We start from the raw sequence: 25495 nt of genomic DNA, 5'->3' as shown, positions 1-25495 counted from the left end.
AGTGGAACCATTCGCCCTCCTCTCCCTTTTTATCGTCGCCCTCTCCTATGGAGCGACCGCGTGTATGCTCACCTGTATGCCGCTTCTCTCCCCCATACTTTTGGCGAACAGTGCAACACGCCGACAAAGCCTCCGCGTATTGCTACCCATTAGTCTAGGTCGGATTAGCGGATATATTTTCCTCTCGCTCATCGCCTATATGGGTGCGAGTATGGTTAAATCGATTATCAGCGATACCACTCTCATGGGATACTTGCTCGGAAGTATCACCCTCATCCTCGCGGGGCGATTATGGTTCTCCCTTAAAACCTCATCCTGCTGTAGCACTTCAACTCAAACACCCCAAGAGACTATTGGTCTCTTTATGACCGGCATTTTTTTGTCGATGTCACTCTGCGCCCCCGTTATCACGATGATGACCCTCAGCGCGACCACCCCCTCTTTGATTTGGGCAATCGCTTATGGTGCAGTATTCGGGTTAGGGGCAACACTCCTGTGGTTTCTCTTTTTTTCAGTGGTTCTCACGGCCATACTCAAAGAGAGTCTTATTCACCTCTCTCGCTACCGAGTAGTGCTCCAACACACCGCACCGCTCCTCCTTGCAGGGGTAGGGATTGCAATCTTTAACGGATGGATACACCTATGATGACAACTGCACGTAAATCGTTTCTCCTCTCCCTAACCTTTCATGTGTTCATGGGTTCTTTGGCTTTTTGGGTACTAACCCAGATCACTACCCCCCCTAAACTTGTGAAAATTCCGCTGCATCACGTTACGCTGATCTCTCTCTCAAAACCCACCCTGGCTCCAAACCCTCAACCTCTTCAACCGCCTCTTGCGGAGAAGATAAAACCTCTTCTTAAAGAGCCGCAAAAGCCATTACTGCAAAAACAGAGCGTTGCAAAAGAACCTATAGCCATCGCAGCCCCGATTCAGTCCTCTGCAATCTCACATGTAACACTCGCCGTAGCTCCTGCACAGCCCTATGTTGCACCCGCACCGCCACCGGTAAAAGTATCGCCCAAACCCGATCTTACAGCGGCTAAAAGATCTTTTTTTGCCTCTTTACGTACCACGATACAAAACCATTTACGCTACCCGAGCGCGGCACGACGCAGAGGGATGGAAGGGGAAATCGATGTGCGATTCACATTGGCGGATGATGGAACGATTAATACCATTTCGGTTCAGCGGGGAGAGGCTATTTTCCATAATGCGGTCAAAACTGCCGTCTCCTCAGCTTCAGGTATTGATGTGCCGAAAAATCTCGCAGACTCTTTGCCGATGGAGATTGAACTGACGTTAGAATTTAAGCTAAACAGCTAGAGAATAAGCTCAACTTAGCCCTATTTATGATAGGATTAATCTTATTTAATTCGTCATTGAAACGAGGATTTTCTGTGCCCTTAAAACGACCATTTTTTTCTTTTATCCTCTTTTTAGTCTCTACGTATACTCATGCTTACGAATTAGGACGAGGGGTACAGATCAATGATGCTTTAAATGTGGGAGGATACTTTTCGAGCGAATTTGAAGCCAGTCAACATAATGAGAGCTTTACTCTTGATGACGTAGCCGTTATGGCGTATGGCGATATCAATCCCATGATCTCCTATTTGGCGGAGTTTGAAGCCGTCGGTTTTTACCATAAAAGCTTTCATGACGGAACGGAAAACGGCAGTCAAAAATTTCACGCGGAACGACTCTATGGTGATTTGTGGCTATCAGATGATTTCAACATCCGTTTCGGAAAACAGATTACCCCTATCGGATATTGGAATATGGAGCCGATCAACGTTTTACGCGATACCACTTCCAATCCCCTCTATAGCAAGCTCCTTTTTCCTAAATTTCTCACAGGTATCGATATCAACGGATACGTACCGGGGACTGAAGGGCTCCGTTATCACCTATTCGGACAAAAAAACAATGATTTGGATGAAGAGTACATCAATATTCCCAACACCCATTTTTTTGGCTTTTCCATTGAAAAAGAGATATCGATGGAGTGGAGTAGCGGAGGAGGTATCGGCGAGTACATTACCCTCACAAATCAACGAACACAATTTCTCCAAGGAAATCTCAAATACGACGATACCCAATGGCAATTGATGACAGAAATACTCTTTGCTAAAAGCGAATTCAATGACCGACACAACAACTCTACCCTCTCAGGCTATGCGCAGGCCATGTATCATGTTGTTCCCGAACACGCTATTGTGGGAAGATTAGAATATTATAACGATCATTATACTGACTATAAAGACAGTATCCTGACGCTCGGGTACAGCTATCGTCCGCTATACCCCATTTCTCTCAAAGGGGAATATCAATGGCATTCACAGCATGACGAAAATCGTGCACTCCTATCATTTTCGGTACTCTTCTGATGAAACCGATTCTTCTACTCTTTATTTTTGTTTCAACCCTATTCGCAACGCAATACAGTGTGATCATCTCAAAAAAAGTCGATGTAGGGACATTATCCGCTCAACAAGTTCGGGATATTTTTTTACAAAAACGGCACTCTTTAGGAAATCAGAAAATAATTCCTCTTAATCTAGTCGGTCAAGAACCTTCTCGCATTGCCTTCGAAACGGATGTGTTGGGGATGGGGCGAGATCGTTTAAATACCTATTGGATCAAGCAACACTTCCAAGGGATAACCCCTCCCATTACCCAACCTTCTCATGAATCCATTAAAGCATTCGTCCAAAATGTAGAAGGTGCAATCGGTTATATCCCCTCATCCATGGTTGATAACAGCGTAAAGGTACTCTATGAGTTTTAAACTCAAAACCATTCTCCTCTTTTTGGGAGTCAGTCTTATTCCCTATGCACTAAGTATGATTTTGCTGGGAAACTCGTTTCGTCAGGAACAATATGATTCGGTAACGCAAGAGATGAATACACAGCTTCGACTTACGGTAGAGCGGATTGATCAACATCTAAAAACGCTCCAGAACGATATGGCATTTATCGCCAAATCAGAGGTGATGAACGATCTCTATACGCAAGATTTAGATCGTCGTATCAGTACTATGCTTCTCTCCAAGAAAAATGATATGAAGATGCGCGGTGATTTTTATGTAGTGGATCCAAACCGTAAAATTATTGCTTCAAGTGACTTTACCTCAATTTCCCGAACCAAAAAGTTAAATCCGTTCTTTACTATCCCTATTTACTCAAGCTTTAACCAAGAAAAAATTGCTGAGCTCATCGTCACTTATCCGCTTACAAACTTTCAACCGTTTTTTTCCAACTCTCCACAGCGCCATTACTATCTCAAACATCATGACGGTACCATCGCTCTTCGACCCAATATCTTCGAAGAATCACTCGAAGTCTCTCGTTCACTTAAAAACCAGCCGGAACTCACAATAGTTTTAGAAGAGGAAAAAGGGTTTGCCTATCGCTTACTTTATAAATATGAGCAGTGGTTTATTGCCCTATTAATCACCGGTGCTCTTTTCATTGCTGCCGCTGCTTATTATATAGCTACGGGACTGATTCGCCCGATTATTGCTCTCTCCGATACCGCCAAAAAAATTACCCGCACCCAAGATTATAAAGAACAAGTTTCCGTTGATAGGGATGATGAAATAGGACAGCTTTCCGATGCTTTTAATACGATGATCGGGGGGATGGATAAAGCGTTAGATGAGATCACCACACTCAACCATGAGATCGAAGATACACAGCGTGAAGTCGTATTTACAATGGGTTCCATCGGGGAAAGCCGTTCCAAAGAGACAGGAAACCATGTAAAAAGGGTGGCAGAATATTCCAAACTTCTTGCACTCTATTACGGCCTTAATGAAGAAGATGCTGAAATGCTCAGACAAGCTTCTCCTATGCATGATATCGGAAAAGTAGCCATCCCCGATGCTGTTTTGAACAAACCGGGTCGTTTTGATGAGGAAGAGCGGCGCATCATGGATACCCATGCCGAACTCGGGTATGAGATGCTCAAACATTCCCACCGACCTCTCCTTAAAATGGCAGCTACGGTAGCGTATGAACATCACGAAAAATACAACGGAAGCGGCTACCCGAGAGGCTTATCCGGTGAAAATATCCATATTTACGGCCGTATTACGGCATTGGCCGATGTTTTTGATGCACTCGGAAGCGACCGAGTTTATAAAAAGGCATGGGATGATGAGAAAATATTTTCCCTCTTCAGAGAAGAGCGCGGTGAACATTTCGATCCGAAACTTATCGATATATTTTTCGATCATTTGGATGAGTTTCTCTCTATTCGTGAGACCTTTAAAGATACCCACGAATCTTAAAAAATCTTATTTCCCGTTAATCATCCGTGATACCAAACCGCTTTGATCCTTCTTCTCCGCGAGGACAACCCCGATAATATGAAGTGCGATAAAAGCAAAAATCGCCCATCCTAAAACCATATGAACTGTCTCAACATTCTCTTTTGCCCCACCGGTGATTTTGTAATAGAGCGCCAAACCGCTAAGGGACATAGTTGCCATCAAAACATATACCGCTCGATAAAGGAGATACACCTTTTGCATCGCAGGATTATCGTCAAATCCGAACCCGTTTTTAACCACCATCGCCAATCGCCAGAGCAATAAAACAGCAACCGCAATCCCCAAATAAATGTGCCAGTCCCACATTGGAGCACGCACTGCTTTGCCGATCATCACCGCCTGATCCTCGGTAATTGTTGTTCCTAATTCTGCCATTTTGGTCTGAACTACAGTACCGATATTAGCCTTGTGCATTACACTCTCACGTAAAACGACCGTAATAAAAAGTCCAAATACGGCAATCGCATTCAACCAATGCCAAATTCTAAATGATGGGGAAAAATGGCGCATAATAACTCCTCTTTATTTTTATTCTATTATAGACAGATTTGGATACTGTAGTGTTAACACTTTATCAATCTGGAAATAATTATTTTCAGGCTGTTTAAAATTTTGTAGAAATTATTTACCCCAATAAATTTAGTTTTTCTTATAAGATGAGAGGGTACCATTTAGTTATCTTGAGTCAGGAGTTACTTATGAAACCTCTATTGATTGCCCTTAGTTTTTTTACTGCCGCGGCTTTGGCCTGCGGTAATCCATCCAACAGTTTTGACAGCGGATACAGCGCTCATTCGACTCCGGCATTGATCGAACCGATCACCTATGCACTGGATCAGATAGGGATGGAAGACAACAGCGATATTCGAACTGCGGTTCATCTTTATAAAAAGGAGGTCCGTTCATTGACCCCTTCGATTCCTACCGAAGCGTTCCAAGGGAGTAATTTCAACCCGGGTGCTTACGCCCTTAACTCTCCCGATGCAAAAGCACTCAAAGCGCAAATTGATCTATTTGACACCATTTATCTGATTCTCAATGACGAACAAAAAAAACAATTCCCGATCTTCATCGGAATGTATCAGCACCATATGAAGTTTGTAAACAGTTCTAAAATGTGTACCAGTCAAAAAAAAGGATGCGACGGCGATAAAAGCAAATCCTGTGGTGCGAAAAGTTGCGACACCCCTAAAAACGTAAAACTCACCCCAAAACGCTAAGATGCGGTATGGTATAATCGCGCCATTATTTACACCTTAAAAGGTCATTCTTATGCGCCAAACCATTACTGAAAAAATCTTTTCCGAACATATCGGACGTACCGTATACGCGGGTGAAATCGTCCGCTCACCCATCGACATGGTCATCGGAAACGATATCACTACCCCTATTTCGATCAAAGCATTCGAAGATTCAGGTGCGACTAAACTTGCAAATCCTGAAGGGTTCTCAATCGTCCTCGATCACTTCATCCCCGCCAAAGATATCGCTTCAGCCAACCAAGCCCGTATCAGCCGTGATTTCGCTAAAAAATATCAGATGAAACACTTTTTTGATGAAAAAGATATGGGTATTGAGCACGCATTGCTTCCGGAAAAAGGGCTTGTCGTACCGGGTGACGTCATCATCGGTGCCGATTCGCACACCTGTACGCATGGGGCATTGGGCGCTTTTTCTACAGGGATGGGTTCTACCGATTTGGCATTTGCCATGATCACTGGGGGGAACTGGTTCAAAGTCCCTGAGTCGATCAAAGTTATATTGAGCGGTAAACCGGGCAAATATACTACGGGTAAAGATATTATTTTAGAGATTATCCGCATGATCGGGGTTGACGGTGCGCTGTACCGTACCCTCGAATTTACCGGAAGTACAATCCCTTACCTCAGCATGGATGACCGTTTCAGTATGTGTAATATGGCAATCGAAGCGGGGGCAAAAAGCGGAATCGTCGCGTATGACGCGATCACGGCGGAATTCTTAAGTGACAAACCGCTTGCCCGTGAACCGAAAATTCATTACTCTGACGACGACGCAACCTACGTTCAAATCCTTGAAATCGATGTCGCTGCGCTCGAACCGGTTATCGCTTATCCGTTCTTACCGTCCAACGGGCACAGCCTTACTCAGGCGGTCAGTGACAACATCAAAATCGATCAAGCTTTTATCGGAAGCTGTACGAACGGTCGCTTGAGTGATCTTAAAATTGCCGCAGAGATTCTCAAAGGGAAGCGTGTTCATCCCGATGTCCGTCTTATCGTCACACCGGGGACACAGCGAATCGTCCGTGAAGCGACCAAAGCGGGATATATCGATATTATTATTGATGCGGGAGGCGTTGTCTCTAATCCAACCTGCGGTGCGTGTTTAGGTGGATATATGGGGATTTTGGGCGATAATGAAGTGGCAGTGGCAACGACCAATCGCAACTTCGTCGGTCGCATGGGTTCACGCTCATCCAAAGTCTACCTCGCCAACTCTGCCGTCGCCGCCGCTTCGGCGATTACCGGCTATATCACAGACCCTTCCACAATCGCTTAACCTTTCTCCTTTTCGGAGAAATAAACCCTCATCTAAGTTATAATATTCCCATTTTATTATCGGAGTTACCCATGCGTTCACTCACCCTTACCGCTTTATTACTTTTAGTTTCTAATGCATCCGCGTTGGATTTCGGCTCACTTATGCAGAGTGTAACGCCGGTAGCCCAAAGTGCGGCTCCCGCCGTGGATACTTCACTCAGTTCAAATCCTCTTATCAAAAACCTCACTACTACACTTGGGGTCACTCCCACCCAAGCAATCGGTGGAACCGCAGCTATCATCAATGATGCCAAAGGCAATATGAAGCCTGCAGATTTTACCGAGCTTACCAAGCAAATGCCTCAGGCCGGAACTTTACTCGGTGCGGCACCCTCAGGGATGCTGTCCCTTGGAAACGTAACGTCTCAATTTTCTTTTTTAGGGATGGATGCTTCTATGATTACGAAATTTTCACCCTTGGTACTCCAATACCTCCAAAGCGGTACAACTCCGGGAATGGATAAAATCCTCGCCACCGCGTTTGCCCAATAATGTTTTCTCTCTCTTGTATCCTCTTTGCGGGCGGTAAAAGTTCCCGCATGGGGGAGGATAAATCCCTCCTCCCCTTTGGCGGCTACACTACCCTCACAGAGTTTCAATATACGCGTTTAAAAAAGATTTTTACTCGAGTCTATATCTCGACTAAAAATCGGGATAAATTTGACTTTGACGGTGACTTTATCCTCGATCCCATCCATGCCGACTTTGCACCTACGGCAGGGTTTGTAAGTGTACTAAGAGCATTGGAAGATGAGCGAATCATTGTTTTGAGTGTCGATACCCCGTTTGTGGATGAGAGAGTATTTCAGACCCTGATTGATGCCGATTCACCGGAACTTGATGCGGTAATCGCCCGAACAAACGAGGGGAGCCATCCGATGTGCGGCATATACCATCGCTCTTTATTGGGAAATTTTGAACGTATGTTAACTGATGGAGATCATCGCTTAGGGAAACTGCTCGCCTCTTCCCGCACCCGCTTTGTCGATTTTACCGACGAAGCACTCTTTAGCAATCTTAACCATCCTCACGAATACCAAGAAGCACTAAAACGTCTTAACCTTTAAGACTCTTCCGCACACTTTTTACACGGTTCTTTCTCACTTTTACGCACCAAATAAATAAAGACCGCAAACACCAATAGCAAAAATGCCAATGCAGCAATCAGCGTGGATGCATACGGCAAGTCTTTATAGTCGTGGAGGGCGATTTTAAAAACAACGAGCAACGCTTCGATCAACAGCGCAATAATAATCGATACCGAAAAGTTTAGAAGCGTTTTCGCATTAAACGTATCACTTACATGTTGCGTACGAGGTAATACCTCTTGTTCGAAAATCGTTTTCCCCAAATCGTATACCGCAAGGCCTAAAGTTAAAGCAATAATCGGCTTAAATACCGTATCCATACTCAGCGGCTCAGCCCCAAAAATATATCCGCCGAAGGTGTAAAATCCGTATAAAACGACAAAAACTCCAAAAAAGAGAAGTCCGCCACCAATTACCGCATAAGATGAGCGATTAATTCGTTTAAATACATCGTTTTTCTCGATCAGATCAAACCGTTCCAAGAGACTCCGTACCCGAAAATCTAAAAACAAATATCCGTCTCCGACGGCATAAATGACGGTTATACATAGATGTCCCGTGGCGGTCGAAATATAAGGTTCGCTAACATGGTACCCTTTTTGAATACCTAACTCATCGACCAAATAAGCACGATCGACTCCGGCATGATGCCCCTCTTCATGATCGGCATAAATATTGGGTGAGTTTTGAACAAATCCCTCATCGCACTTATACACAAGTTCCAAACTCGGAAATGTTTTGTAAAGTCGCTCTGCAAGCTGCACGTTAAACGTTTTTAAACTGACTCGTCCTAATGATGTAAGTATAAATTTTTCGATTAACGGGGCATTCGCAGCGTAACTTCGTACTAAATTTTGCATCGGTTCCCCTTTATATGAATTTTTTTGATTTTTTTTTAAATCTTGCCCTGTACTGTAGTCATCAGCACAAAGCAATTCTATGAAACTTGAAGGAGGTTATGAGGATTTTGGAATTACGTGCTATCCTTTAGCTCTACCAAAATCTCATGACAAAACTATAGCCCATTTTTTATTCTCATTATGATTATTTTTTAATCACTCTCCAATTTACCCCTCTTGGCTATAATAATGAAAATACTACATAATAGAGAAATGATGAAGCTAACCCATCTCGATGAACGCGACCGTCCTAAAATGGTAGATGTATCCGATAAAACGACCACTTCACGTGTTGCCGTAGCCAGTGGACTCATTACGATGAGCCGTGCCGCCTTTGATGCGGTTATTACCCAAACCGCTAAAAAAGGACCGGTGCTCCAAACTGCGGTTATTGCTGCAATCATGGGGACGAAAAAAACCAGTGATCTTATCCCGATGTGCCACCCGCTGAATCTATCCGGGGTCCATTGCGACATCGAGGAGCTGAGCGATTTACCGGGATTTCGCCTTAGTGTCACCGCCAAACTTAGCGGTCAAACCGGAGTCGAAATGGAAGCCCTTACCGGAACCAGTATCGGATTGCTTACCATTTACGACATGCTAAAAGCTATTGATAAATCTATGGTAATAGGACCTATTCAACTTGAAACCAAATCAGGAGGCAAAAGTGGTGATTATCAACGAAGAAACGCAAAAGCTTGAGTTAGAATACCCTTGTAACTGGTGCTACAAGGTTGTTGCCCATGAGCGAGCGGGTATCGAAATCGCTGTTTTGGAGATATTCAGCGAAAGAGCCTATTCTTTAAAACCTTCCAACACCAGTCGCAATGGAAAATATATCAGTATGAACTTAGAATTATTAGTCCATAATGAAGACGAACGAACCTATTTTTTCGAAACGCTTAAAGCGCATCCCCATATCAAAATGGTTTTATAAAGGAAATTCATGAATCTCGAGTCCCTTAAACGTGATATAAAAACCCACTATAAATCTCTTCACGATACCAATGTCGAAACAAAAGTAACCAGCGTAATCAATGAATTAGAGAGTGAGTTTTCACTCAAACCCAGTCTTCTCACCCTCCAAGAACTAAAAACATTGACCGGTGCGATTTTAGAAGAAGAAACACTCTCTTTGCATGATGAGCTTGAAGAGTTAATGGCGCAAAAAGAGCGTATTGAACGTCTTATTCACCGTAAAAGTGATGAATTACAACATCTTAAATATACCCTTTTTGATACGTTCGAGAAAATGTTCGGACATGAAGAAGAGACCCTTGAAAAGCTTCATCAAATCAAAATTCAGTCGGTTGATCTCCTTGATATTCTAGAAGAAATGGTAGAGAGTGCTATTATTACCACGCTAGAGAGAGGCTCAGACATTGAAGAGACTCTTCATGAAATTATCAAAGAGATTACTTACGAAACCCTAAATGCTAATGTCTTAAATGCTGTCCGTATCCGTCGCATCCTCTCCAGTATCCTCCAAAGTGCGCTAAACTTGGCGGAAGCCACCCCAAACCAAGCCGATACTATTTTACGAGGTACCTTGCTCGGTATCCGTTCAGCACTCTACAAATCAATTCAAAAATTCCATCAATATCTCCTTTACGTCCCTGAAGAGGTCAAAGCCCTTTATCGTGACGAATATAAGACCATTGAAGAAGAGCTCGATCATATCGATACCCTCTTTAGCCAAGTAATCCACTCCCTGAGCAATCGTAATTCATCTGCTATGATCGCGCGGTTAGAAAACATCAGTAACGATATCCGTTTCGATATCGAAGAGATCAAACACCTCTCAAAAGAGACGGTAGAGCTCTTACGAAATCGTCTCTCAAAACTTACCCGCGGAGTAACAGAACAGGGGAATAAGCTTCTGAAGTCTAAATCAGCTCAAGAAGCTAAAGCTATGGGTGTACGCGCTTGGAGTGTTGCCAAATCAGCAATGAACGGTGCCATTAAAGGGGCTAAAGAGGTTATCGATAAAAAATAATTAATGAACCAAAAGCACATAAATGTGCTGGGCTCTCTGCCGAAGACATTGTGCCCCGAAGCGGGTAGAACTTAGCGTTAGCGTAGCCAAATCGGACTTTGTTCGATTGGCGTATAGTAATTATAGATCCCGCGCTAACGTAAACATATTGGCGTTACTTTTCATAAAGCTCGCACAGCGATCACAGACGGGATCGCCCCCTTTATAAGGGTAAGGGCAGCGACACTCATGACACGTTACCATCTCATAATGAACCAGTTGTTCGGAGCGTTCATACGCAATACTTACCAAATCAAATCCCTCTTTAGCGGTGATCGCCTTAGGCTTACAAATATCCTCACAAATACCGCATCCGATACATTTTCCCTGTGAGAAATATATCCCCTGTTTATCACTGGTCGGGAATAGTGCATCCGTAGGGCAAAACTGCGTACACTCCCCGCAGTTGGTACAGGTATCAAAATTGATCTGTTTATTAAAAAATAGTGGAGTGCTTTCTGGAAATTGCGTTATCTCCAACTCTGTAACAATCTCTTTGAGGGAGTTTTTAAGTAATATTCGCTTCAACGGCATCTTCTGATCCGGAAGTTTATGATGCGCCGTTGTCATAGAAACAAGGCTTGCCGAACTTTCGGAAAGAGACTCTTTTACTTTCTCAAATCCTTTACGGAAAAGGGCTCGACGCCCCGATTCTTCCTCTTTTTCTTCAATGCTCTCAATTCTGTGCGGGCTTTGAATCGTCTCCAAAAATCGGTTTGTCTCCTCAATTTTTTCACGAATTGAACCTTCCAATACTCCGTTTGTATTGAGAACACACCCCGAACAATGGCTCATATCACACGTAACATTCTTCCCGCTTCGCAAAGCCATTACCGTGAAATGTTCAACATCAAATACACCCAAACATGGAGTGGTTACTTTGCAAGAGAGGATTGGGGTTTCCTCACTATGCTGATAGGCTGCGGCATAGGCGTTAGGATCGAAGCTCTCTATCTCCAAAGCTTCGGTAGGACAACTTCCGATACACCCGGCACACTCGACACATTCATTCTCAAACAAAGTTAATTTGTTTCGTACAATATGAAACGCTCCCTTGGGACAAATATCGATACAGAGGGTGCAATCGTTATGATAATACTCATTTCTAAGGCAACGGGTGGCCGTATAGCTAAACAAATTGCTTTTTTGAACGAAATTGATATTACCCATTTACAGACCCTTGTACCAAATACTCATAATCCGCACTCAAAAATTCAACGACAAAGTCACACATATCACGATAAAACGGTGTATCTGCCATACTTTTCATCCCCATCATATAAGGAATGACCCAAGGAAAAATGTGTTGATCTAAAAATTCAAATTGTGACTTTTCCTCATTCCGGTAGACCAGTGTTTGCATAAAGGCCAATTCGATTCCCAAATGATCCGGTGCCATAATCTGCGTTTGATCCATATTGACTTCAAATCCATGGGTAAAATAAAATGCCATTACAGGATTTTGTAGCCCAACTAGTGTTTCATTCTTAGCATCCAGCACAAATGACTCCACCGGTTGAGTATTGAGGATATACATTGAGGTATAGTCGGTATTGAGTTGATCATAGAGCGTTTCAATATCTGTTGCCAATACCCATTCTTTTGTCTCTTCACCGATAATCTCTAACAATTCCGTATTGCTTTTGAGGTCATTGATAAAACGACGATCTGGGATATCACTCATAACACGAGATAAAAAAGCATAGATGTAGAGGCGATATTCATTATTCATACATATTCCTGATAAAAAGTAAGGGATTGTGTCATAGGAGGACTTTGAGACAGCAAAGTTTAGACAATTAAGCTAACCCCGGCGGGGTTAGAGAGGTGTTATAAACACCCTTTGAAGAACGATTTCTTAGGTGGAGGCGGAGATTTAAATTCCGTCGCTTTAATCGTATTGGTCGCTTCATCAAGTATACCAACGACAACAACACCGTTCTTATTGATCCCCTCACGCATCTCTGCGAGCTTCAATTTCGTGGTATCGATTGTATACACTTTTCCCGTATTGTGTTGATAAAGTGCATACTTTGCATCTTTTGTCGTCACACCGGCTTCGGTTTTACGAAAACATCCGTCCGATCCGCACACATAATTTTCTAAATAACAATCGGCAAATGCACCTTGAGCGGCACACCCCGGAGTAGTTAAAAGCCCTTCGAACTCTTCAGGTTCATTAGCCAATGCACTGAATACCAGTGCCGCACAAAGCAATGCAACTTTTTTCATTATTCTACCTCCGCTTTGAGAGTTTTGAGATACGCTACGATATTATCGACCGTCTCTTTATCCAAGAAACTATAGTCAGTCATCGTAGAAACGCGTTTCCCTTTTTCAATATTGTACCACGGAGTATTAGCGTGTGCATTACGATTGTAACCTGGTACAACAACCGCAGACGGTTTTAAGATTGACTCACGTAAGTACGCTGATGTAGAGTACCCACCGATGTTTTTTAATGAAGGAGCCATAAATGATTTTGCATCGGCCGCTTCCATTTGATGGCACCCGTTACATCCGTTTGTCATAGCCGCTTCTTTACCTTTTACCGCATCACCTTTGGTATCCGATGTCAATTCAGAAACCATAGCAGCCGCAGGCTTTTGGCCTTCGAGATTGATGGCAACCCATGAACTTAGATTTTTCAATCCGTTACGCCCCATCGTTGAGCCATCCCAAACCGCAATAGCAACCGGAACGGTTCCGTTTAGATTGACATAAGCATCTTTAAGAGGACGAACTAAAGTTCCGTTCCAACCTGCAGGACCATGTACCATAGCCCCATTGGATTTAACAGAGTTGTCTTTTACTTCCGTAGTTGAACGAAATCCTTCCGCTACGAAAACTTTTTCATAATCGGTTTTTGCCAATGATGCAACTTTCGCATCATAGTCGGCTAATTCTTTACCAAATACACCCGTTTGTTGGCGATTGATTTGAGTGGAAACATCTTTATTTCCATTCGGTTCATATACTTTTGCAGTAGCTTTTTGAAGGTGGACAACAACCGGACGTCCCTCAGAACCCATTCCGATATACGGTAAAGGCTGAGCTTTTTTAGTCGATCCTGCGAACTGAACTGCAAATCCATCGGTATAGACATCACTGCTCATGCATTGCTCAACGTCTTTCGTTTTATCAGCCCATTTGACCATTACCGCAATATTTTTTCCATCGTGTAATGCACCGATTTGAGCTTTTTTCCCTTTAGCATTTGCGACAAGGGCATTTGCTTTTTTATCATTAAATTCAATGGATGTTTGAGGATAAAGGATAACTGTTTCAAACTTTGCTTTTGACCAAAGAGCAGAGTCCGCTTTAATGGTATCAAGATTATCAGATACTTTTACCGCACTGATCGCAGGGTTAGCTGCCAAAGCCGCAGAAGCGGCAATTCCCAATGAAAGAATAGTACTAAGAAGCTTTTTCATTAGTGGTGCCCTCCTGCTTTTGTGAACTTACCGGCGATATAACGGGTATCAACCGGAGCCAATGGGTTACGTTTGTTCTCTTTCGCCACTTGTTGATAGTAGTTATTATCCAAACGGAACATATCAGAGTGTTGGTAAGCGATCAATAGATCCATCAATTCACTTACACCCGTCTCTTTACGTTTTTTCATCTCCGCTTTAAGTGTTTTGATCGCATCGTGAACCGCTGGACCAAACAATTTTTCCAACTCTTCTACCGGAAGACGAGTTGAGCCCTCGATGATTTTACCCTCTGCATCAAATTTCGCAGGAGATTCGGTCGGAGGGATATAGTAGACGTTTGGTTGTGTACCGTAATCTGAACGCAATCCAAGAGCTACTTTATATTTGTGTACCAATTTGTGTACTTGTGACTCTTCGTCATCCAAGAATCCTACGAAACGGATACGTCCGACGCATTGTTGCGCACATGCCGGTGGTAAACCTTGCTCAATACGTGGGAAACAAAGGATACATTTCTCTGATTTAGAGATTTTCGGATTGAAATAGATTTTTTTGTAAGGACATCCCGCGATACAATAGCGGTACCCTTGACAACGATCCAAGTCAACTAAAACAACCCCGTCTTCTTCACGTTTGAAAATTGCGTCACGCGGACATGCACTCAAACAACCCGGATTGGTACAGTGGTTACAAATACGCGGTAAATAGAAGAAATAGTTATCTTGCGGAAATACTCCCGCACCCTCATCTTCATCCCAGTTCGGCCCCCATGTCGGAGAAACGTGCGGGTGAAAACTATTACTGTCTTGCGCTCCGCCCATCAATGATTCATAGTTGTAATCCCAAGGCACCCCGTAATCGGCTTCTAGGTTAGGGATTACACCCGGTTGGAGGTCACCGGCAGCGTCAAATCCGCCACCCAATTCCATCCAATTTTTTGGATAACCCGTACCCGGATAGGTCTCAACGTTATTCCAATACATATATTCACGACCATTGCGGTTCGTCCATTGCGTTTTACATGCTACGGTACATGTTTGGCACCCGATACATTTGTTCAGGTCCATTACCATTGCTAATTGTCTTTTAGACATCTAAACCCCTTAATACTGTACGTCTTTTGCTTTTTCGTAATTCACGGCGCCATCATAAGCGTACTGATTACCGTCCCAAAGGCCACCGAATTTCAAGTGCCCCCATCCGTCTGCCATTTCAAGAAGGTTCAATGCCGTTGGTACAACTTCATTGTGTCCTTTGTTTTTCAAATACATGTACGGTTCCCATCCATGCTCAAGAACCAATCCGTCTGCCGGTGCAGAAGAAGAGAGTTTTGCCATCGCATAGAACTCACCCAGAGCATTAAAGATGCGGATTGTATCGCCGTCTTTGATCCCTTTGGCTTCCGCTACGACACGGTTGATTTGGATCGCAGGAACGCCGCGTTGGAGACGCAAGAGCGTACGTGATGTTTTATAGTTCGAGTGGATTGACCAACGAGCATGCGGCGTCATAAATACGTACGGATAATCTTTCGTTTGTGGACGAATTCCTTCCATACCGGTATTCGTTGCCGCACCCATTTTAATGTACATTTCATGGTCAACATAAAATGTTTGACGTCCCGAAACCGTCTCAAGACGTTCCATTTTATACAAATGGTCTTCATTTGAGTTAAACGGGCGGTCAGAATACAATGGAGATGATTTTGCCGCTTTTTCATTGATCAGCAAGAATCCGCCCACTTTGTACATTTTTTCCATCGTCCACGGCTCATACTGCTCACATTTTTCCAATGCCGCTTGAACTGCCATTTTATCTGTTCCGAGATACACTTCACCTGCACCCTCAGACTCTTCATCCGTATTCGTGAACTCTTTGTGGAAAATCGTCAAGTCATGGAAACCTGGTTTCGCGAATTTTTTATGATCCGGTACTTTTGCTTTAGAGATATTTTCCGGTCGGTTTGCCAACTCTTCCATTTTTTTAGCAAGGAAAGTAAACATTGACCATTCGTCCATCGATTCACCGATGTTTTTGATGTTTGCAACCGGCTGAGCCAAGTTGGTAAAACGGTGATAACCCGGAGAAGTACGTAAGTCATACACTTCATAGTGAGATTTCGCAGGAAGAAGAATATCGGCAAATTGCGCCGCTTCACTCATTCGGTAATCGACATACGCATAGAATTTTGTTTTATTCAAAAACGCTTTACGGTAATCAGATCCTTTATTACGACGGAACTTAGAGTCCGCGACAATAAGAGCACAATCAGGCTGCCACCACGGTTTATTTACATTTCCGTGTTTAGACGCTTGATTAACTTTATCGTTTTCACCCGATTTGAGCATCTCAGACAATACTGCCATATATTCATTTTTAGACATACCGTTTTGAGCACGTTTAACATCTTCATCGCTGAAATATTTGTCAAATGTTTTCATCCCGTCGCCAAATACGAACTCACCGACGAAACCTGATCCGAAACGTGCGTTGTATTTACCGCTGAATCCTGACAATGCGCCAAGCCCCGAGAGGGTAAATTCATTTTCAGTATTGATACCGCCATATGGCCCCATACGTCCTGTCAAACCACAGATAGAGGCGATATTCCAAATCGTCATTACACCGTTGAAATATTTATTCAACGAGAATCCCGTGGTAATTTCAACAACTTTAGGAATTGCTATATCACGTGCAAGTTGGCGCGTGGTATCAGGATGAACACCCGTAACTTCTTGGATAGACTCAGGGCTGAATTTTGCAGCCGATTTTTTGAGCATTTCAAATACCGTTGTCACTTCACGTTTGTGTCCGTGCATATCGGTAATCGTCCATGTTCCTTCGAGTTCAGGAACGATACCGTGATCGTCAAGACGAAGTGATTTCTCACTGCTTCCTTCGGTACCCGGCATTAAAGCAACTTTTCCGGTCGCTTTATTCATACAATAAAACTCTTCATTGTATTTGTGATGATCTTCTTCATTTGCAGCATGTTCCATATCGGAGCGACGGATCATTTTTTGTGTTTTTATATCTACGAGGAACGGAAGATCGGTTAACGTTTTAACAAACTCAGGCTTAAAGAGTTTCTCATTCAAAATAACATTGATTACACCCATTGCAAGGATATTATCCGAACCCGCTTTGATCGGGATCCAAAGGTCGGCTGATTTTGCCGTCGCATTGAACTCAGGGGTAATAACGATAACTTTCGCTCCGTTATATTTCCCTTCCCATACGAAGTGAGCATCAGGAATACGTGAAACCGATGGATTTCCCCCCCACATTACAGCCGTATCAACGTTATACATGAAATCCCATGTACACCCGAGGTTACCTTCACCGTACGCAATCGCCGCACCCGAGAACATATCCCCAAGGTATGATGACGGATAGATACGGATCGCTCCGAGCTGCGTCGAGAAACGTAATGGTGCACCGCGACGCCCCTCAGTCAAAAGACCGGTTCCCGCATGTACCATCAATTTATCCGGCCCGCGTTCAGGATCGGTCATACAGTTGAAGATCTCTTGGCATACACGCTCGGCCGCTTCATCCCAGCTAACACGTTTCCACTTACCTTCACCACGCTCACCGACACGTACCATCGGATAAAGGATACGGTCTTTTTGATACATTACTTGAGAGTGCTGAACCCCTTTATTACATCCGCGAGGATTAAAATCAGGGATTTTTGCATTGATTACCGGATAGCGAGCCGATTGGTTTTCACGAGTAACAACACCGTTATTTGACCAGACTTCCCATGCACAGTTACCTTGGCAGTTTACACAGTGGTATGCGAAACCGTGTTCCTCTTTTTTACCGTATGTGAATGAAAACTCATTGCGGTACATATCTTCGGTATAGTTGGTATTCGGATAATTTTCTTTACCGTTCTCAACAGACATTACATTAGTTTTAGCGAATAGTGAGCCTTGTGACGCTACTAGCGCTGCCGTCATCCCTGAAACTTTTAGGAAGTCACGGCGTTGATTGTTCATTACTTTTGTCATCTCTATAGCCTTATCGTTTAATCGGAAGGTTCATATCGTTACCCCAAACATCCCAGCTTCCTGTGAAGACTTTGACGTTTTTGTAACCCAACAATTGAAGCGCCGTGATATGTTCCGAACTTCGTCCCGCGCCTACATGGCAATATGCGTAAATGGTTTTATCCGGAGTAACTCCATAAGCATCATACACTTTTTGAATTTCAGCTGCCGATTTGAAAGAGAGTTTTTTATCGGCATCGGAGATTTGGCTCCACTCGATAAAGGTTGATCCCGGTACGTGTCCGCCGCGTGCAACGTTATCCATTTTACGCTCACCGACGATCTCCGCGATACCGCGAGAATCAATGATCACATATTTGGATTTTTTACCGTTTTTAAGGATATCTTCCATCGCGTGTTTAACTTCGTTTTTGTCCGCGATTACATTCCATTTGATTTTTTTAGGATCAATTTTATATTTTTTTGCTTTAACAACTTCGTCCCCCTTGACAACAAGGAGACGTTTTTCAACTTCCGCCATTTTCGCTTGAAGTGCTTTGGCATCTTCAGACGCTTTTTTAATTACTGCATCCAAAGCCGCTTTATCCGCACCCTCTTTTTTCAGTGCTTCTTTCGAATCTTTTTCTGTTTTTTTAGCAGCTTTAAGCGCTTTATTTAATGCATCGTACTCTTTTTGCGCCGGATCGACTGCCATCATAGCCGCACGTCCGCCGTTGAGCACTTTTACGTTTTTATGACCGTAACTGTCGAAAAATGAATAGACACCTGTCGCATTAGGCCCTTTAAAGTCATCGTATGCGATAACCGTCATATCATTGCTGATCCCTTTTTTGCCGATCATCTCTTCAGCATCGTCAATACAGCGATACAATGGGGCACAGTGCATCTCTCCATCAATATCCGAATGGTGAAGGTGGTGAGCGTACATCTCTACCGAACCTTTAATGTGTCCAAGTTTATAAATATCTTCGTTATCACCCGATACGAACATCACTTTTGGATTACCAATCAGCTTGACCGCTTCTTCGGCAGAAATAAGAATACTGTTATCCTTATACCCATCGGCTGCCATTAATACGGTCGCTGCCGACAGTGATGCCGCAACACATAGTGTCTTTAGCAATCTGTTCATCCGTGCTCCTTTTTTTAATATGCACACATTGGTGCTTTTATATACGGAATTACCGCTTCTATTATAGGGGCGAGACTCTTAATAAACGGTAAATATCTTTTTCTTATACACACAAAGATTACAATATGTTACATTCTTATCACAATTTTGCGACAAAGCATGATTAGACGTTATTTTACGTTTTCTTATACTGCTCACTCTGTTTTTACACTTATACACTATAACTAATACTTACATTTTAATCACTTTTTGATAGTATGACGATTATTTTTATCACAAAAAAAGGGAGCTCATGCATACCGAAACCATCAACCATGCGATCATGCAATCCGATACAACCGTACTTATTGAATTATTAGAAGATAAAAGCCTTCCTATTGAAGAGGTCAAATCAATTTATGAAGCCTTTAAAAGTGATAAATTACTTGTCGGACAAGTCGCAATGAACCTTTCATTACGGACATCTGTCTATGAGCGTGAGAAAGAATACAGCCCCATTATGGTTGAATTACTTATTGATATCGCGAGCAATCCTGTAGATATGGGAGCACGCTGGGCCGTTGCTAAAAACCCTCATACACCGATCGAAGTACTTCGTCACCTCTCAACCGATCCGATTAATCTCGTAAGAGCCTTAGTCGCCGCCAACCCCTCAACCCCAAGCGACGTATTGGAAAAATTCTTTAGCGATGAGAAAATCGTCCGTGACGGACTCTCCGGCAATCCCAATACACCTGCTAAATTATTGAAAATATTATGTGATGACAACGATAAAATGGTTCGTATGCGTTTAGCTGAAAACCATGCCGCACCCAAAGAAATTATCACCGTATTAACAAATGATAATGATCCCGATGTCAGTAAAGCTGCACTTGCTAATTTGGGAACACGTGGATGAAAAAACACCATTTTGAAGAACGCAGTCAATTTATGACTCTCGAGAATCATTTTTTAAATACCTTTTTTTCAGGTCTTTATCTTAGCGCTGCTGATTTTATTGCTATCGGCAATGCCAATGGATTAAACTTACGGATGCATTCACGTGAAATGCTTATCAAAGACTTACTCAATGAATCCAATAAAATCGGTACCCTTAAAGATGTCATCACATCACTCAACGCTCTGATTGACGAACGTATCAGTGTATGCCATCGACTTAGCTTAGAATACCCCCTTGCCCGTATTCCTCTAGCCAAACTTGCACAAAAAGCCAATGGGACAAAGGCATTGTTAGCCCGTGAAGCGAGAGGAAATCCGTATGAACACTAAAGAGTTACAAGAAGCACTAAATGCCCTCGCCTATCCGGGTCTAAGCCGTACCCTCGGGGAGCTAAAGCTCATTTCGGAAGTGAAAGTAACAGATGGAGATGCAAAAATTGAGCTCCTTACCGTAAGTGATGATTCTTACCTCACAGTCAAATCAGCAATTACCGCTACGTTTGAAAAACAATTTTCCAGCCTTAACATTACAAAAAAAGCAATGGTTCAAAAAGATACCAATTACGGCAATAGCGCAGCACCTAATAATCGAGCGCCGTATGCTGCGAATGTGATCGCCGTCACCAGTGGCAAAGGGGGAGTTGGCAAAAGTACCGTTAGTGTCAATCTCGCTATTGCTCTTGCACAAAAAGGGTATCGTGTCGGAATTCTGGATGCCGATGTCTACGGTCCGAATGTTCCTCGTCTCACCAATACCGATCTGGAAAAAATACGTTGGAATGATGAAAATCAAATCATCCCAAGTGAAAATTATGGGATCAAAATTATGAGTGTCGCACTCACGACTCCGACCTCCGATACCCCTCTCGTATGGCGTTCTTCCGTTGCGGTATCGGCACTTATACAATTTCTCGAAGATGTGGCATGGGGTGAACTCGACTTTATGGTCATCGACATGCCTCCGGGAACGGGTGACATTCAACTCACAATGGCACAAGAACTTCCGATTACAGCCGGGGTGATCGTAACCACCCCCCAACTTGTAGCGAGTGATGACGTTAGCCGTTCCATCCGAATGTTTCAAGATATCCATGTCCCAATGGCGGGATTAATTGAAAATATGAGCTATTTTATTGCTCCCGATACAGGGACCCGCTACGATATTTTCGGTAGCGGCGGCGGAGAGCGATTGGCGGAGCGCTATAACATCCCGTTATTAGGCCAAATTCCATTAAACATGGATATTCGAGAAGGTTCGGATAACGGTGAGCCGCCGGTTGTTCTAGGAAGCGATACACTGAAAAGTTATTATAAAGAGATTGTAGAGAATATGCTAAAATCGGTGAAGTTTAAAATGTAAAAAGAGAAGTTTCCACAACATGTGGAAACTTTATACTTATTTGAAGATTTTTTTGAGATCGTTTTCAATTGCGCCCGGTACGGTTGCAATCGTCATAAATTCAGACATTGTAAGCAATGGATAGCTAATTGCAATAAAGTACTTAGCACTCAATGCTTTTGCCTGTCCGCCTTCAATCAACACTGCCCATGGAAGTAATTGCCCGTTTTGAGTACCGATTTTTTTAACAAATCCGTTTGTACGACGCTCCAATGAGACAAATGCTACATAGCGATCATCCGAGAGCTTAACGACTGCAGTAGTTCCTTTTGCATTTTGTGCTTTTGCAACCAAATCAGCCGTTGATCCTTCACCGACAATACCCATATCTTCATAGTACGGCATTCCCACCATGAAATGGTATCCTGCTAATCCGGCAAACTCCCATTTATCAGTTGAGTCTTTTAAAGGACCGAATGCTTTTTCCAATGCACTCAATTCTGCCGATGCGACTGCATGACTGTACTCTTTTTGCATAAACGCTTTTCCAAAATAAACCGGATTGGCGATACTAATTTGTTTACGCTCATCATCAACCAAAATTCGCCCTACCGCCGCAAGACCACGTGTTGGTTTATTTGCCGTAGCTTTCATCGCCGCATTGGTATAAAGGACTGACGTACCTGAATCAGTTGGGTATGTTCCAACTACCTCAAACCCTGCACTGGCAAGTTTAGCCTTGGTACTTTCCACATCACTGTAAGCTCCGATTTTATACGTTGCAACAACTTTTTCGATCTTTACCCCTGCTTCCGCTTCAGGAGACGTTCCCGCACATCCACAAAAACCGATTACGAATGCGCTCATAATAAGCGAATAGATTTTTTTCATAGCTCTTTAGCTCCCAACTCTGTCATGATTTTAATGATCTCTTTATCAAGAGCTATAATAGAATCGTTCATTTTTTGATCTTTAATTCCCATAACCGCAGTCCATGTTGCGAGACGCGGCATACCGATCATTACTTTATTAGACCCTTTTTCAATATACATATACATTGAACACGGCGCAAGTGCTCCCGCATCCGGGCGTCCTTGGTTAAAAATTCCCTCAGAGAACTTGAAATGACAAAGTGAATAAACCCAATACGCATCAAATCGCCCGAACTCGATATTCGCATCGGTCATAGAACCTTTGATATCTTTATATCCTGCAATAATATATTTGTTCTCTTCAAATTTCTCTTCGAATTTTCCTTGGAAATCAGCAATGAAGCCATCCAAGCTAGCTCCTCGTTCAAACGGAAGCTCAAATGTCATCATAGGTTTTGCCGGAAGGGCACTGTATTCTACGATTTGAACTTTGCTTCCGATCTCTTTTTCGATCATTTTATCAAGTTCAGGGAAGGTTGCAATGAATTTTGCGCGTACACCCGCATCTTTAACCCCAGTGATATCCAGCATCGTTTCAGGAGTGATATGACCGACGTAGGTTTTATCTTCCGCTTGTTTTTTCCATACATGGAGATTAAACGGACTAAATCCACCCAAACTCGGCTCTTTCAAAAGAAGAGGACCGACAGCCGTATCTTTCATGACCGAAAAAAATCCGAGATTATCAAGATTTGTCCCGCCGTATTTAGTTTTATACGCATCATTAATACGCTCATGCGGATCGGACAATACAAATCCAATCGTACTGATTTTGGTATTGACCATATCCATATACGCTTTTTCTTTATCGCCCTCACCGATATAGAACTTTGCCCCTTGGGCACCAAATGCCATTGAAGCGGCCAATGATAATGCTGCTGCACCTATTATTATTCTATTAAACATATGATTCTCCTCCGTGTAATCGCTTTTGAGCCGAAATGTGCCCTTATTTGTCAAGGGGATATTTTATCACAAAGACATCAAATAAACGATAATAACAATCCAACGATATTGGTCTCTTATTATGGCTTGAAAAGGTGAATGGATTGTGAACCTCCCCCGAAGGGGGGAGAAAAAGATAAACTTCTTAGAAGTTGAAGTTGAGTTGAATAGTTACTGCATCTTGGCTGTGTTTAACAGTTTCAGTATTTGCAATACGTGCATCACCAGAACCAGTTACGTAAGCAGATACATCATATGTTTCAGTTACTTCTGGCGCATAAACATAAGCAACATCTATTGAAGTTTGCTTACTAAAGGCATAACTGCCACCAATTGTATAGTGGTCTTCTACAATACCAGGAAACCCTGTTGCATTAAATAAGTTTGATACTGCACCATCATATGTAGTGCCCGCTTGTTTTTCAATTGGATTATCACCATGGTTATAACCTAAACGTGCTGCCCATACTCCAGTATTATACTCATAACCAACAACATAAACGTCTTGATCTTTCCAATTAAAATCTTTATAGCCTCTTGCACTTCCCCATTTTATTTCTTTATAATCAACCGCAAAAGTGTGTTCACCCATTTTATAAGATGCACCTACACCAATTTCAGCAGGTTGCTCCAAGTGATCATCCAAAAAGCCTGTAGCGGCTTTATAGTTATATTGGCGTGAGGCTTTAGAGATTTGACCTTTATACTCCATATCAATAGCAGATTTATATGAAGCACCAAGAGTCAATCCGTTCATTTCATATGCAAGTCCTACAACATAACCGAGACCTAAATCTTGTGATACACCCGTAGTATCACTATTTCCCCCATTTCCACTTGTATTGGAATCATAATTAATATCTAATGAACCATATTGAATAATTGGTGTCACACCAACACTGATTCCATTTGTTTTGTATGCAAGAGAAAGCCCAAATTGCATCAACTGCAAGTTTGTAAGGAACTCATAGTTACCAGCTTTTGTTTGGTCAGCACTTGAACCGCGGTAATCAACACCCATTCCCGCTGTCCCCCACATGCCGATACCCCAAGCAAAACCGTTACCTAAGTTTTGTGCAACTGCAACTTCAGGAATGATAGACAAATCAGAGTCACTTTTAAATGAACCTTCAGCAGCTCCCATATCAGCTTCAACATCAGGCATAAATACAGTACCACCAAATGACACTTCGGTACCCTTAATTGAAGTAATCAAGGCTGGATTCGCAAGTGTTGATTCAGCACCATGAGACATACCGATACCAATACCCCCCATACCACGTGCTTTTGCACCCATTCCGATCAAATGATCTCCATTTGTTGCAAATGCAGAAGTTGCACTTAGTGCGACAGCGGCAGCTACCGCGATTTTGATTGAACGTTTCATTAACTCTCCTCGATAAGTTTATAGATTGAGCCAAATGAATGGCTCCCTTACCCCACCATTATAGGTCTGCTAAAATTAATTGAAACTTAACACGAAAATATCACATTATTTTATTTTCTTATAATTGTAATCATCCTTGTAATATGACGATTAATATCAATTACTTATAAACAATAAAGCGTCAAAATAGGGCTTAAATTGTATTTAATCAGGAATTAGAGCAAAAATACGCTTTTGATATAAGTAAATAGATGAATAACGAAATTGTCATATTGTGTAAAAAAGTAACATCGTGTGTGACAATTTTGTGATATTAAAAGAATGGATTAGATAAAAGTATAGTAATAAACTGCTTACAGTTATTTTGATTACGATTTTAGTTGAGGATTGAGTAGTTAAGGAGTTAAATCTGAGGCCAGGCGGCGAC

Annotated in this window: 27 protein-coding genes; 15 read left to right on the top strand and 12 right to left on the bottom strand. The window is 42.7% G+C overall.

Translation table 11 applies throughout. The annotated features are described in order from the left end of the window. Position 1 precedes the first annotated feature (1 nt). From RMO68_RS00140 to RMO68_RS11145, 5 genes are all read left to right on the top strand, one after another. Positions 2 to 646, top strand: coding sequence for a sulfite exporter TauE/SafE family protein (locus RMO68_RS00140; RefSeq protein ID WP_310438697.1), 645 nt, complete (start codon positions 2 to 4; stop codon positions 644 to 646). Beyond that, on the top strand, positions 643 to 1326 hold the full coding sequence (locus tag RMO68_RS00135; RefSeq protein WP_310438696.1) for a TonB family protein: 684 nt from the start codon (positions 643 to 645) through the stop codon (positions 1324 to 1326). The genes RMO68_RS00140 and RMO68_RS00135 overlap by 4 nt, the downstream gene beginning before the upstream one ends. A gap of 74 nt (positions 1327 to 1400) precedes the next feature. Further along, the gene (locus RMO68_RS00130) at positions 1401 to 2390 is read left to right on the top strand and encodes a DUF481 domain-containing protein (RefSeq protein ID WP_310438695.1); all 990 of its coding nucleotides are present in this window, start codon (positions 1401 to 1403) and stop codon (positions 2388 to 2390) included. Continuing rightward, entirely contained in the window at positions 2390 to 2791 is a 402-nt protein-coding gene (locus RMO68_RS00125; protein WP_310438694.1) for a hypothetical protein, read from the top strand. Before RMO68_RS00130 ends, RMO68_RS00125 begins: the two co-directional genes overlap by 1 nt. Continuing rightward, positions 2781 to 4295, top strand: coding sequence for an HD domain-containing phosphohydrolase (locus RMO68_RS11145; protein WP_409574815.1), 1515 nt, complete (start codon positions 2781 to 2783; stop codon positions 4293 to 4295). Before RMO68_RS00125 ends, RMO68_RS11145 begins: the two co-directional genes overlap by 11 nt. 6 nt (positions 4296 to 4301) lie before the next feature. Here RMO68_RS11145 and RMO68_RS00110 read toward each other — a convergent pair whose 3' ends face one another. Beyond that, the gene (locus RMO68_RS00110; protein WP_310438693.1) at positions 4302 to 4847 is read right to left on the bottom strand and encodes a cytochrome b/b6 domain-containing protein; all 546 of its coding nucleotides are present in this window, start codon (positions 4845 to 4847) and stop codon (positions 4302 to 4304) included. Positions 4848 to 5035: 188 nt separating this feature from the next. Between RMO68_RS00110 and RMO68_RS00105 the strand changes: the two genes are divergently transcribed. From RMO68_RS00105 to mobA, 4 genes are all read left to right on the top strand, one after another. Next, a complete protein-coding gene (locus RMO68_RS00105; protein WP_310438692.1) occupies positions 5036 to 5557 on the top strand; it encodes a hypothetical protein in 522 nt (173 codons plus the stop codon). A gap of 52 nt (positions 5558 to 5609) precedes the next feature. Continuing rightward, positions 5610 to 6878, top strand: a complete 1269-nt coding sequence (locus RMO68_RS00100; protein ID WP_310438691.1) for a 3-isopropylmalate dehydratase large subunit — start codon at positions 5610 to 5612, stop codon at positions 6876 to 6878. 71 nt (positions 6879 to 6949) lie between these two features. Further along, positions 6950 to 7411, top strand: a complete 462-nt coding sequence (locus RMO68_RS00095; protein ID WP_310438690.1) for a DUF2780 domain-containing protein — start codon at positions 6950 to 6952, stop codon at positions 7409 to 7411. After that, entirely contained in the window at positions 7411 to 7986 is a 576-nt protein-coding gene (gene mobA / locus RMO68_RS00090) for a molybdenum cofactor guanylyltransferase MobA (RefSeq protein ID WP_310438689.1), read from the top strand. Before RMO68_RS00095 ends, mobA begins: the two co-directional genes overlap by 1 nt. Here the strand turns inward: mobA and RMO68_RS00085 are convergent. Continuing rightward, entirely contained in the window at positions 7983 to 8867 is an 885-nt protein-coding gene (locus tag RMO68_RS00085) for a hypothetical protein (RefSeq protein WP_310438688.1), read from the bottom strand. The genes mobA and RMO68_RS00085 overlap by 4 nt on opposite strands. Positions 8868 to 9122: 255 nt before the next feature. Between RMO68_RS00085 and moaC the strand changes: the two genes are divergently transcribed. Genes moaC through RMO68_RS00070 form a run of 3 tightly spaced genes read left to right on the top strand, consistent with a single transcriptional unit; the run spans position 9123 to position 10902 of the window. Then, positions 9123 to 9608: a cyclic pyranopterin monophosphate synthase MoaC gene (gene moaC / locus RMO68_RS00080; RefSeq protein ID WP_310439100.1), complete on the top strand. Its 486-nt coding sequence runs from the start codon at positions 9123 to 9125 to the stop codon at positions 9606 to 9608. Next, positions 9577 to 9843 (top strand): DUF493 domain-containing protein, encoded by a 267-nt coding sequence (locus tag RMO68_RS00075; protein ID WP_310438687.1) that lies wholly within the window; start codon positions 9577 to 9579, stop codon positions 9841 to 9843. Before moaC ends, RMO68_RS00075 begins: the two co-directional genes overlap by 32 nt. A 9-nt stretch (positions 9844 to 9852) precedes the next feature. Beyond that, complete coding sequence (locus tag RMO68_RS00070; protein WP_310438686.1) at positions 9853 to 10902, top strand: DUF6781 family protein; 1050 nt, start codon at positions 9853 to 9855, stop codon at positions 10900 to 10902. Between the two features lie 120 nt (positions 10903 to 11022). Here RMO68_RS00070 and RMO68_RS00065 read toward each other — a convergent pair whose 3' ends face one another. The 7 genes from RMO68_RS00065 to RMO68_RS00035 form a co-directional block, all read right to left on the bottom strand. Further along, positions 11023 to 12111 (bottom strand): 4Fe-4S binding protein, encoded by a 1089-nt coding sequence (locus RMO68_RS00065; protein ID WP_310438685.1) that lies wholly within the window; start codon positions 12109 to 12111, stop codon positions 11023 to 11025. Then, positions 12104 to 12673, bottom strand: a complete 570-nt coding sequence (locus tag RMO68_RS00060; protein WP_310438684.1) for a molecular chaperone — start codon at positions 12671 to 12673, stop codon at positions 12104 to 12106. The genes RMO68_RS00065 and RMO68_RS00060 overlap by 8 nt, the downstream gene beginning before the upstream one ends. Positions 12674 to 12771: 98 nt before the next feature. Beyond that, the gene (locus RMO68_RS00055) at positions 12772 to 13173 is read right to left on the bottom strand and encodes a hypothetical protein (protein WP_310438683.1); all 402 of its coding nucleotides are present in this window, start codon (positions 13171 to 13173) and stop codon (positions 12772 to 12774) included. Next, positions 13173 to 14375: an ethylbenzene dehydrogenase-related protein gene (locus RMO68_RS00050; RefSeq protein ID WP_310438682.1), complete on the bottom strand. Its 1203-nt coding sequence runs from the start codon at positions 14373 to 14375 to the stop codon at positions 13173 to 13175. Before RMO68_RS00050 ends, RMO68_RS00055 begins: the two co-directional genes overlap by 1 nt. Then, positions 14375 to 15472, bottom strand: coding sequence for a 4Fe-4S dicluster domain-containing protein (locus tag RMO68_RS00045; RefSeq protein ID WP_310438681.1), 1098 nt, complete (start codon positions 15470 to 15472; stop codon positions 14375 to 14377). The genes RMO68_RS00050 and RMO68_RS00045 overlap by 1 nt, the downstream gene beginning before the upstream one ends. A gap of 9 nt (positions 15473 to 15481) precedes the next feature. Further along, positions 15482 to 18394, bottom strand: a complete 2913-nt coding sequence (locus RMO68_RS00040) for a molybdopterin-dependent oxidoreductase (protein WP_310438680.1) — start codon at positions 18392 to 18394, stop codon at positions 15482 to 15484. Positions 18395 to 18404: 10 nt separating this feature from the next. Continuing rightward, positions 18405 to 19526 (bottom strand): sulfurtransferase, encoded by a 1122-nt coding sequence (locus RMO68_RS00035; protein ID WP_310438679.1) that lies wholly within the window; start codon positions 19524 to 19526, stop codon positions 18405 to 18407. Positions 19527 to 19818: 292 nt separating this feature from the next. Between RMO68_RS00035 and RMO68_RS00030 the strand changes: the two genes are divergently transcribed. From RMO68_RS00030 to RMO68_RS00020, 3 genes are read left to right on the top strand one after another with little or no spacing between them, the layout of a single operon-like run. Continuing rightward, entirely contained in the window at positions 19819 to 20424 is a 606-nt protein-coding gene (locus RMO68_RS00030) for a hypothetical protein (RefSeq protein WP_310438678.1), read from the top strand. After that, complete coding sequence (locus RMO68_RS00025) at positions 20421 to 20795, top strand: hypothetical protein (RefSeq protein ID WP_310438677.1); 375 nt, start codon at positions 20421 to 20423, stop codon at positions 20793 to 20795. Before RMO68_RS00030 ends, RMO68_RS00025 begins: the two co-directional genes overlap by 4 nt. Next, positions 20785 to 21825: an Mrp/NBP35 family ATP-binding protein gene (locus tag RMO68_RS00020; RefSeq protein WP_310438676.1), complete on the top strand. Its 1041-nt coding sequence runs from the start codon at positions 20785 to 20787 to the stop codon at positions 21823 to 21825. The genes RMO68_RS00025 and RMO68_RS00020 overlap by 11 nt, the downstream gene beginning before the upstream one ends. Before the next feature lie 36 nt (positions 21826 to 21861). Here RMO68_RS00020 and RMO68_RS00015 read toward each other — a convergent pair whose 3' ends face one another. The 3 genes from RMO68_RS00015 to RMO68_RS00005 all read right to left on the bottom strand — a co-directional run bounded on the left by RMO68_RS00015 (position 21862) and on the right by RMO68_RS00005 (position 25068). Next, entirely contained in the window at positions 21862 to 22695 is an 834-nt protein-coding gene (locus RMO68_RS00015) for a hypothetical protein (protein WP_310438675.1), read from the bottom strand. Then, complete coding sequence (locus RMO68_RS00010) at positions 22692 to 23642, bottom strand: hypothetical protein (protein ID WP_310438674.1); 951 nt, start codon at positions 23640 to 23642, stop codon at positions 22692 to 22694. The genes RMO68_RS00015 and RMO68_RS00010 overlap by 4 nt, the downstream gene beginning before the upstream one ends. A 184-nt stretch (positions 23643 to 23826) precedes the next feature. Further along, on the bottom strand, positions 23827 to 25068 hold the full coding sequence (locus RMO68_RS00005) for an OmpP1/FadL family transporter (RefSeq protein ID WP_310438673.1): 1242 nt from the start codon (positions 25066 to 25068) through the stop codon (positions 23827 to 23829). Positions 25069 to 25495 lie beyond the last annotated feature (427 nt).

The organism is Sulfuricurvum sp., assembly GCF_031427015.1.
GTDB lineage: Bacteria > Campylobacterota > Campylobacteria > Campylobacterales > Sulfurimonadaceae > Sulfuricurvum.
The sequence above is the reverse complement of the archived record's forward strand: the minus strand, read 5'-3'. Positions and strand labels throughout refer to the sequence as shown.

Bases quoted from the DNA above. Each gene is read 5' to 3' on its own strand.
- RMO68_RS00060 (WP_310438684.1), bottom strand. From the start codon at position 12,673: ATGAATAATGAATATCGCCTCTACATCTATGCTTTTTTATCTCGTGTT.
- RMO68_RS00085 (WP_310438688.1), bottom strand. From the start codon at position 8,867: ATGCAAAATTTAGTACGAAGTTACGCTGCGAATGCCCCGTTAATCGAA.
- RMO68_RS00125 (WP_310438694.1), top strand. From the start codon at position 2,390: ATGAAACCGATTCTTCTACTCTTTATTTTTGTTTCAACCCTATTCGCA.
- RMO68_RS00055 (WP_310438683.1), bottom strand. From the start codon at position 13,173: ATGAAAAAAGTTGCATTGCTTTGTGCGGCACTGGTATTCAGTGCATTG.
- RMO68_RS00030 (WP_310438678.1), top strand. From the start codon at position 19,819: ATGCATACCGAAACCATCAACCATGCGATCATGCAATCCGATACAACC.
- RMO68_RS00050 (WP_310438682.1), bottom strand. From the start codon at position 14,375: ATGAAAAAGCTTCTTAGTACTATTCTTTCATTGGGAATTGCCGCTTCT.
- RMO68_RS00095 (WP_310438690.1), top strand. From the start codon at position 6,950: ATGCGTTCACTCACCCTTACCGCTTTATTACTTTTAGTTTCTAATGCA.
- RMO68_RS00010 (WP_310438674.1), bottom strand. From the start codon at position 23,642: ATGTTTAATAGAATAATAATAGGTGCAGCAGCATTATCATTGGCCGCT.
- RMO68_RS00015 (WP_310438675.1), bottom strand. From the start codon at position 22,695: ATGAAAAAAATCTATTCGCTTATTATGAGCGCATTCGTAATCGGTTTT.
- RMO68_RS00135 (WP_310438696.1), top strand. From the start codon at position 643: ATGATGACAACTGCACGTAAATCGTTTCTCCTCTCCCTAACCTTTCAT.
- RMO68_RS00105 (WP_310438692.1), top strand. From the start codon at position 5,036: ATGAAACCTCTATTGATTGCCCTTAGTTTTTTTACTGCCGCGGCTTTG.
- RMO68_RS11145 (WP_409574815.1), top strand. From the start codon at position 2,781: ATGAGTTTTAAACTCAAAACCATTCTCCTCTTTTTGGGAGTCAGTCTT.
- RMO68_RS00110 (WP_310438693.1), bottom strand. From the start codon at position 4,847: ATGCGCCATTTTTCCCCATCATTTAGAATTTGGCATTGGTTGAATGCG.
- RMO68_RS00025 (WP_310438677.1), top strand. From the start codon at position 20,421: ATGAAAAAACACCATTTTGAAGAACGCAGTCAATTTATGACTCTCGAG.
- moaC (WP_310439100.1), top strand. From the start codon at position 9,123: ATGAAGCTAACCCATCTCGATGAACGCGACCGTCCTAAAATGGTAGAT.
- RMO68_RS00035 (WP_310438679.1), bottom strand. From the start codon at position 19,526: ATGAACAGATTGCTAAAGACACTATGTGTTGCGGCATCACTGTCGGCA.
- mobA (WP_310438689.1), top strand. From the start codon at position 7,411: ATGTTTTCTCTCTCTTGTATCCTCTTTGCGGGCGGTAAAAGTTCCCGC.
- RMO68_RS00065 (WP_310438685.1), bottom strand. From the start codon at position 12,111: ATGGGTAATATCAATTTCGTTCAAAAAAGCAATTTGTTTAGCTATACG.
- RMO68_RS00020 (WP_310438676.1), top strand. From the start codon at position 20,785: ATGAACACTAAAGAGTTACAAGAAGCACTAAATGCCCTCGCCTATCCG.
- RMO68_RS00100 (WP_310438691.1), top strand. From the start codon at position 5,610: ATGCGCCAAACCATTACTGAAAAAATCTTTTCCGAACATATCGGACGT.
- RMO68_RS00045 (WP_310438681.1), bottom strand. From the start codon at position 15,472: ATGTCTAAAAGACAATTAGCAATGGTAATGGACCTGAACAAATGTATC.
- RMO68_RS00040 (WP_310438680.1), bottom strand. From the start codon at position 18,394: ATGACAAAAGTAATGAACAATCAACGCCGTGACTTCCTAAAAGTTTCA.
- RMO68_RS00070 (WP_310438686.1), top strand. From the start codon at position 9,853: ATGAATCTCGAGTCCCTTAAACGTGATATAAAAACCCACTATAAATCT.
- RMO68_RS00005 (WP_310438673.1), bottom strand. From the start codon at position 25,068: ATGAAACGTTCAATCAAAATCGCGGTAGCTGCCGCTGTCGCACTAAGT.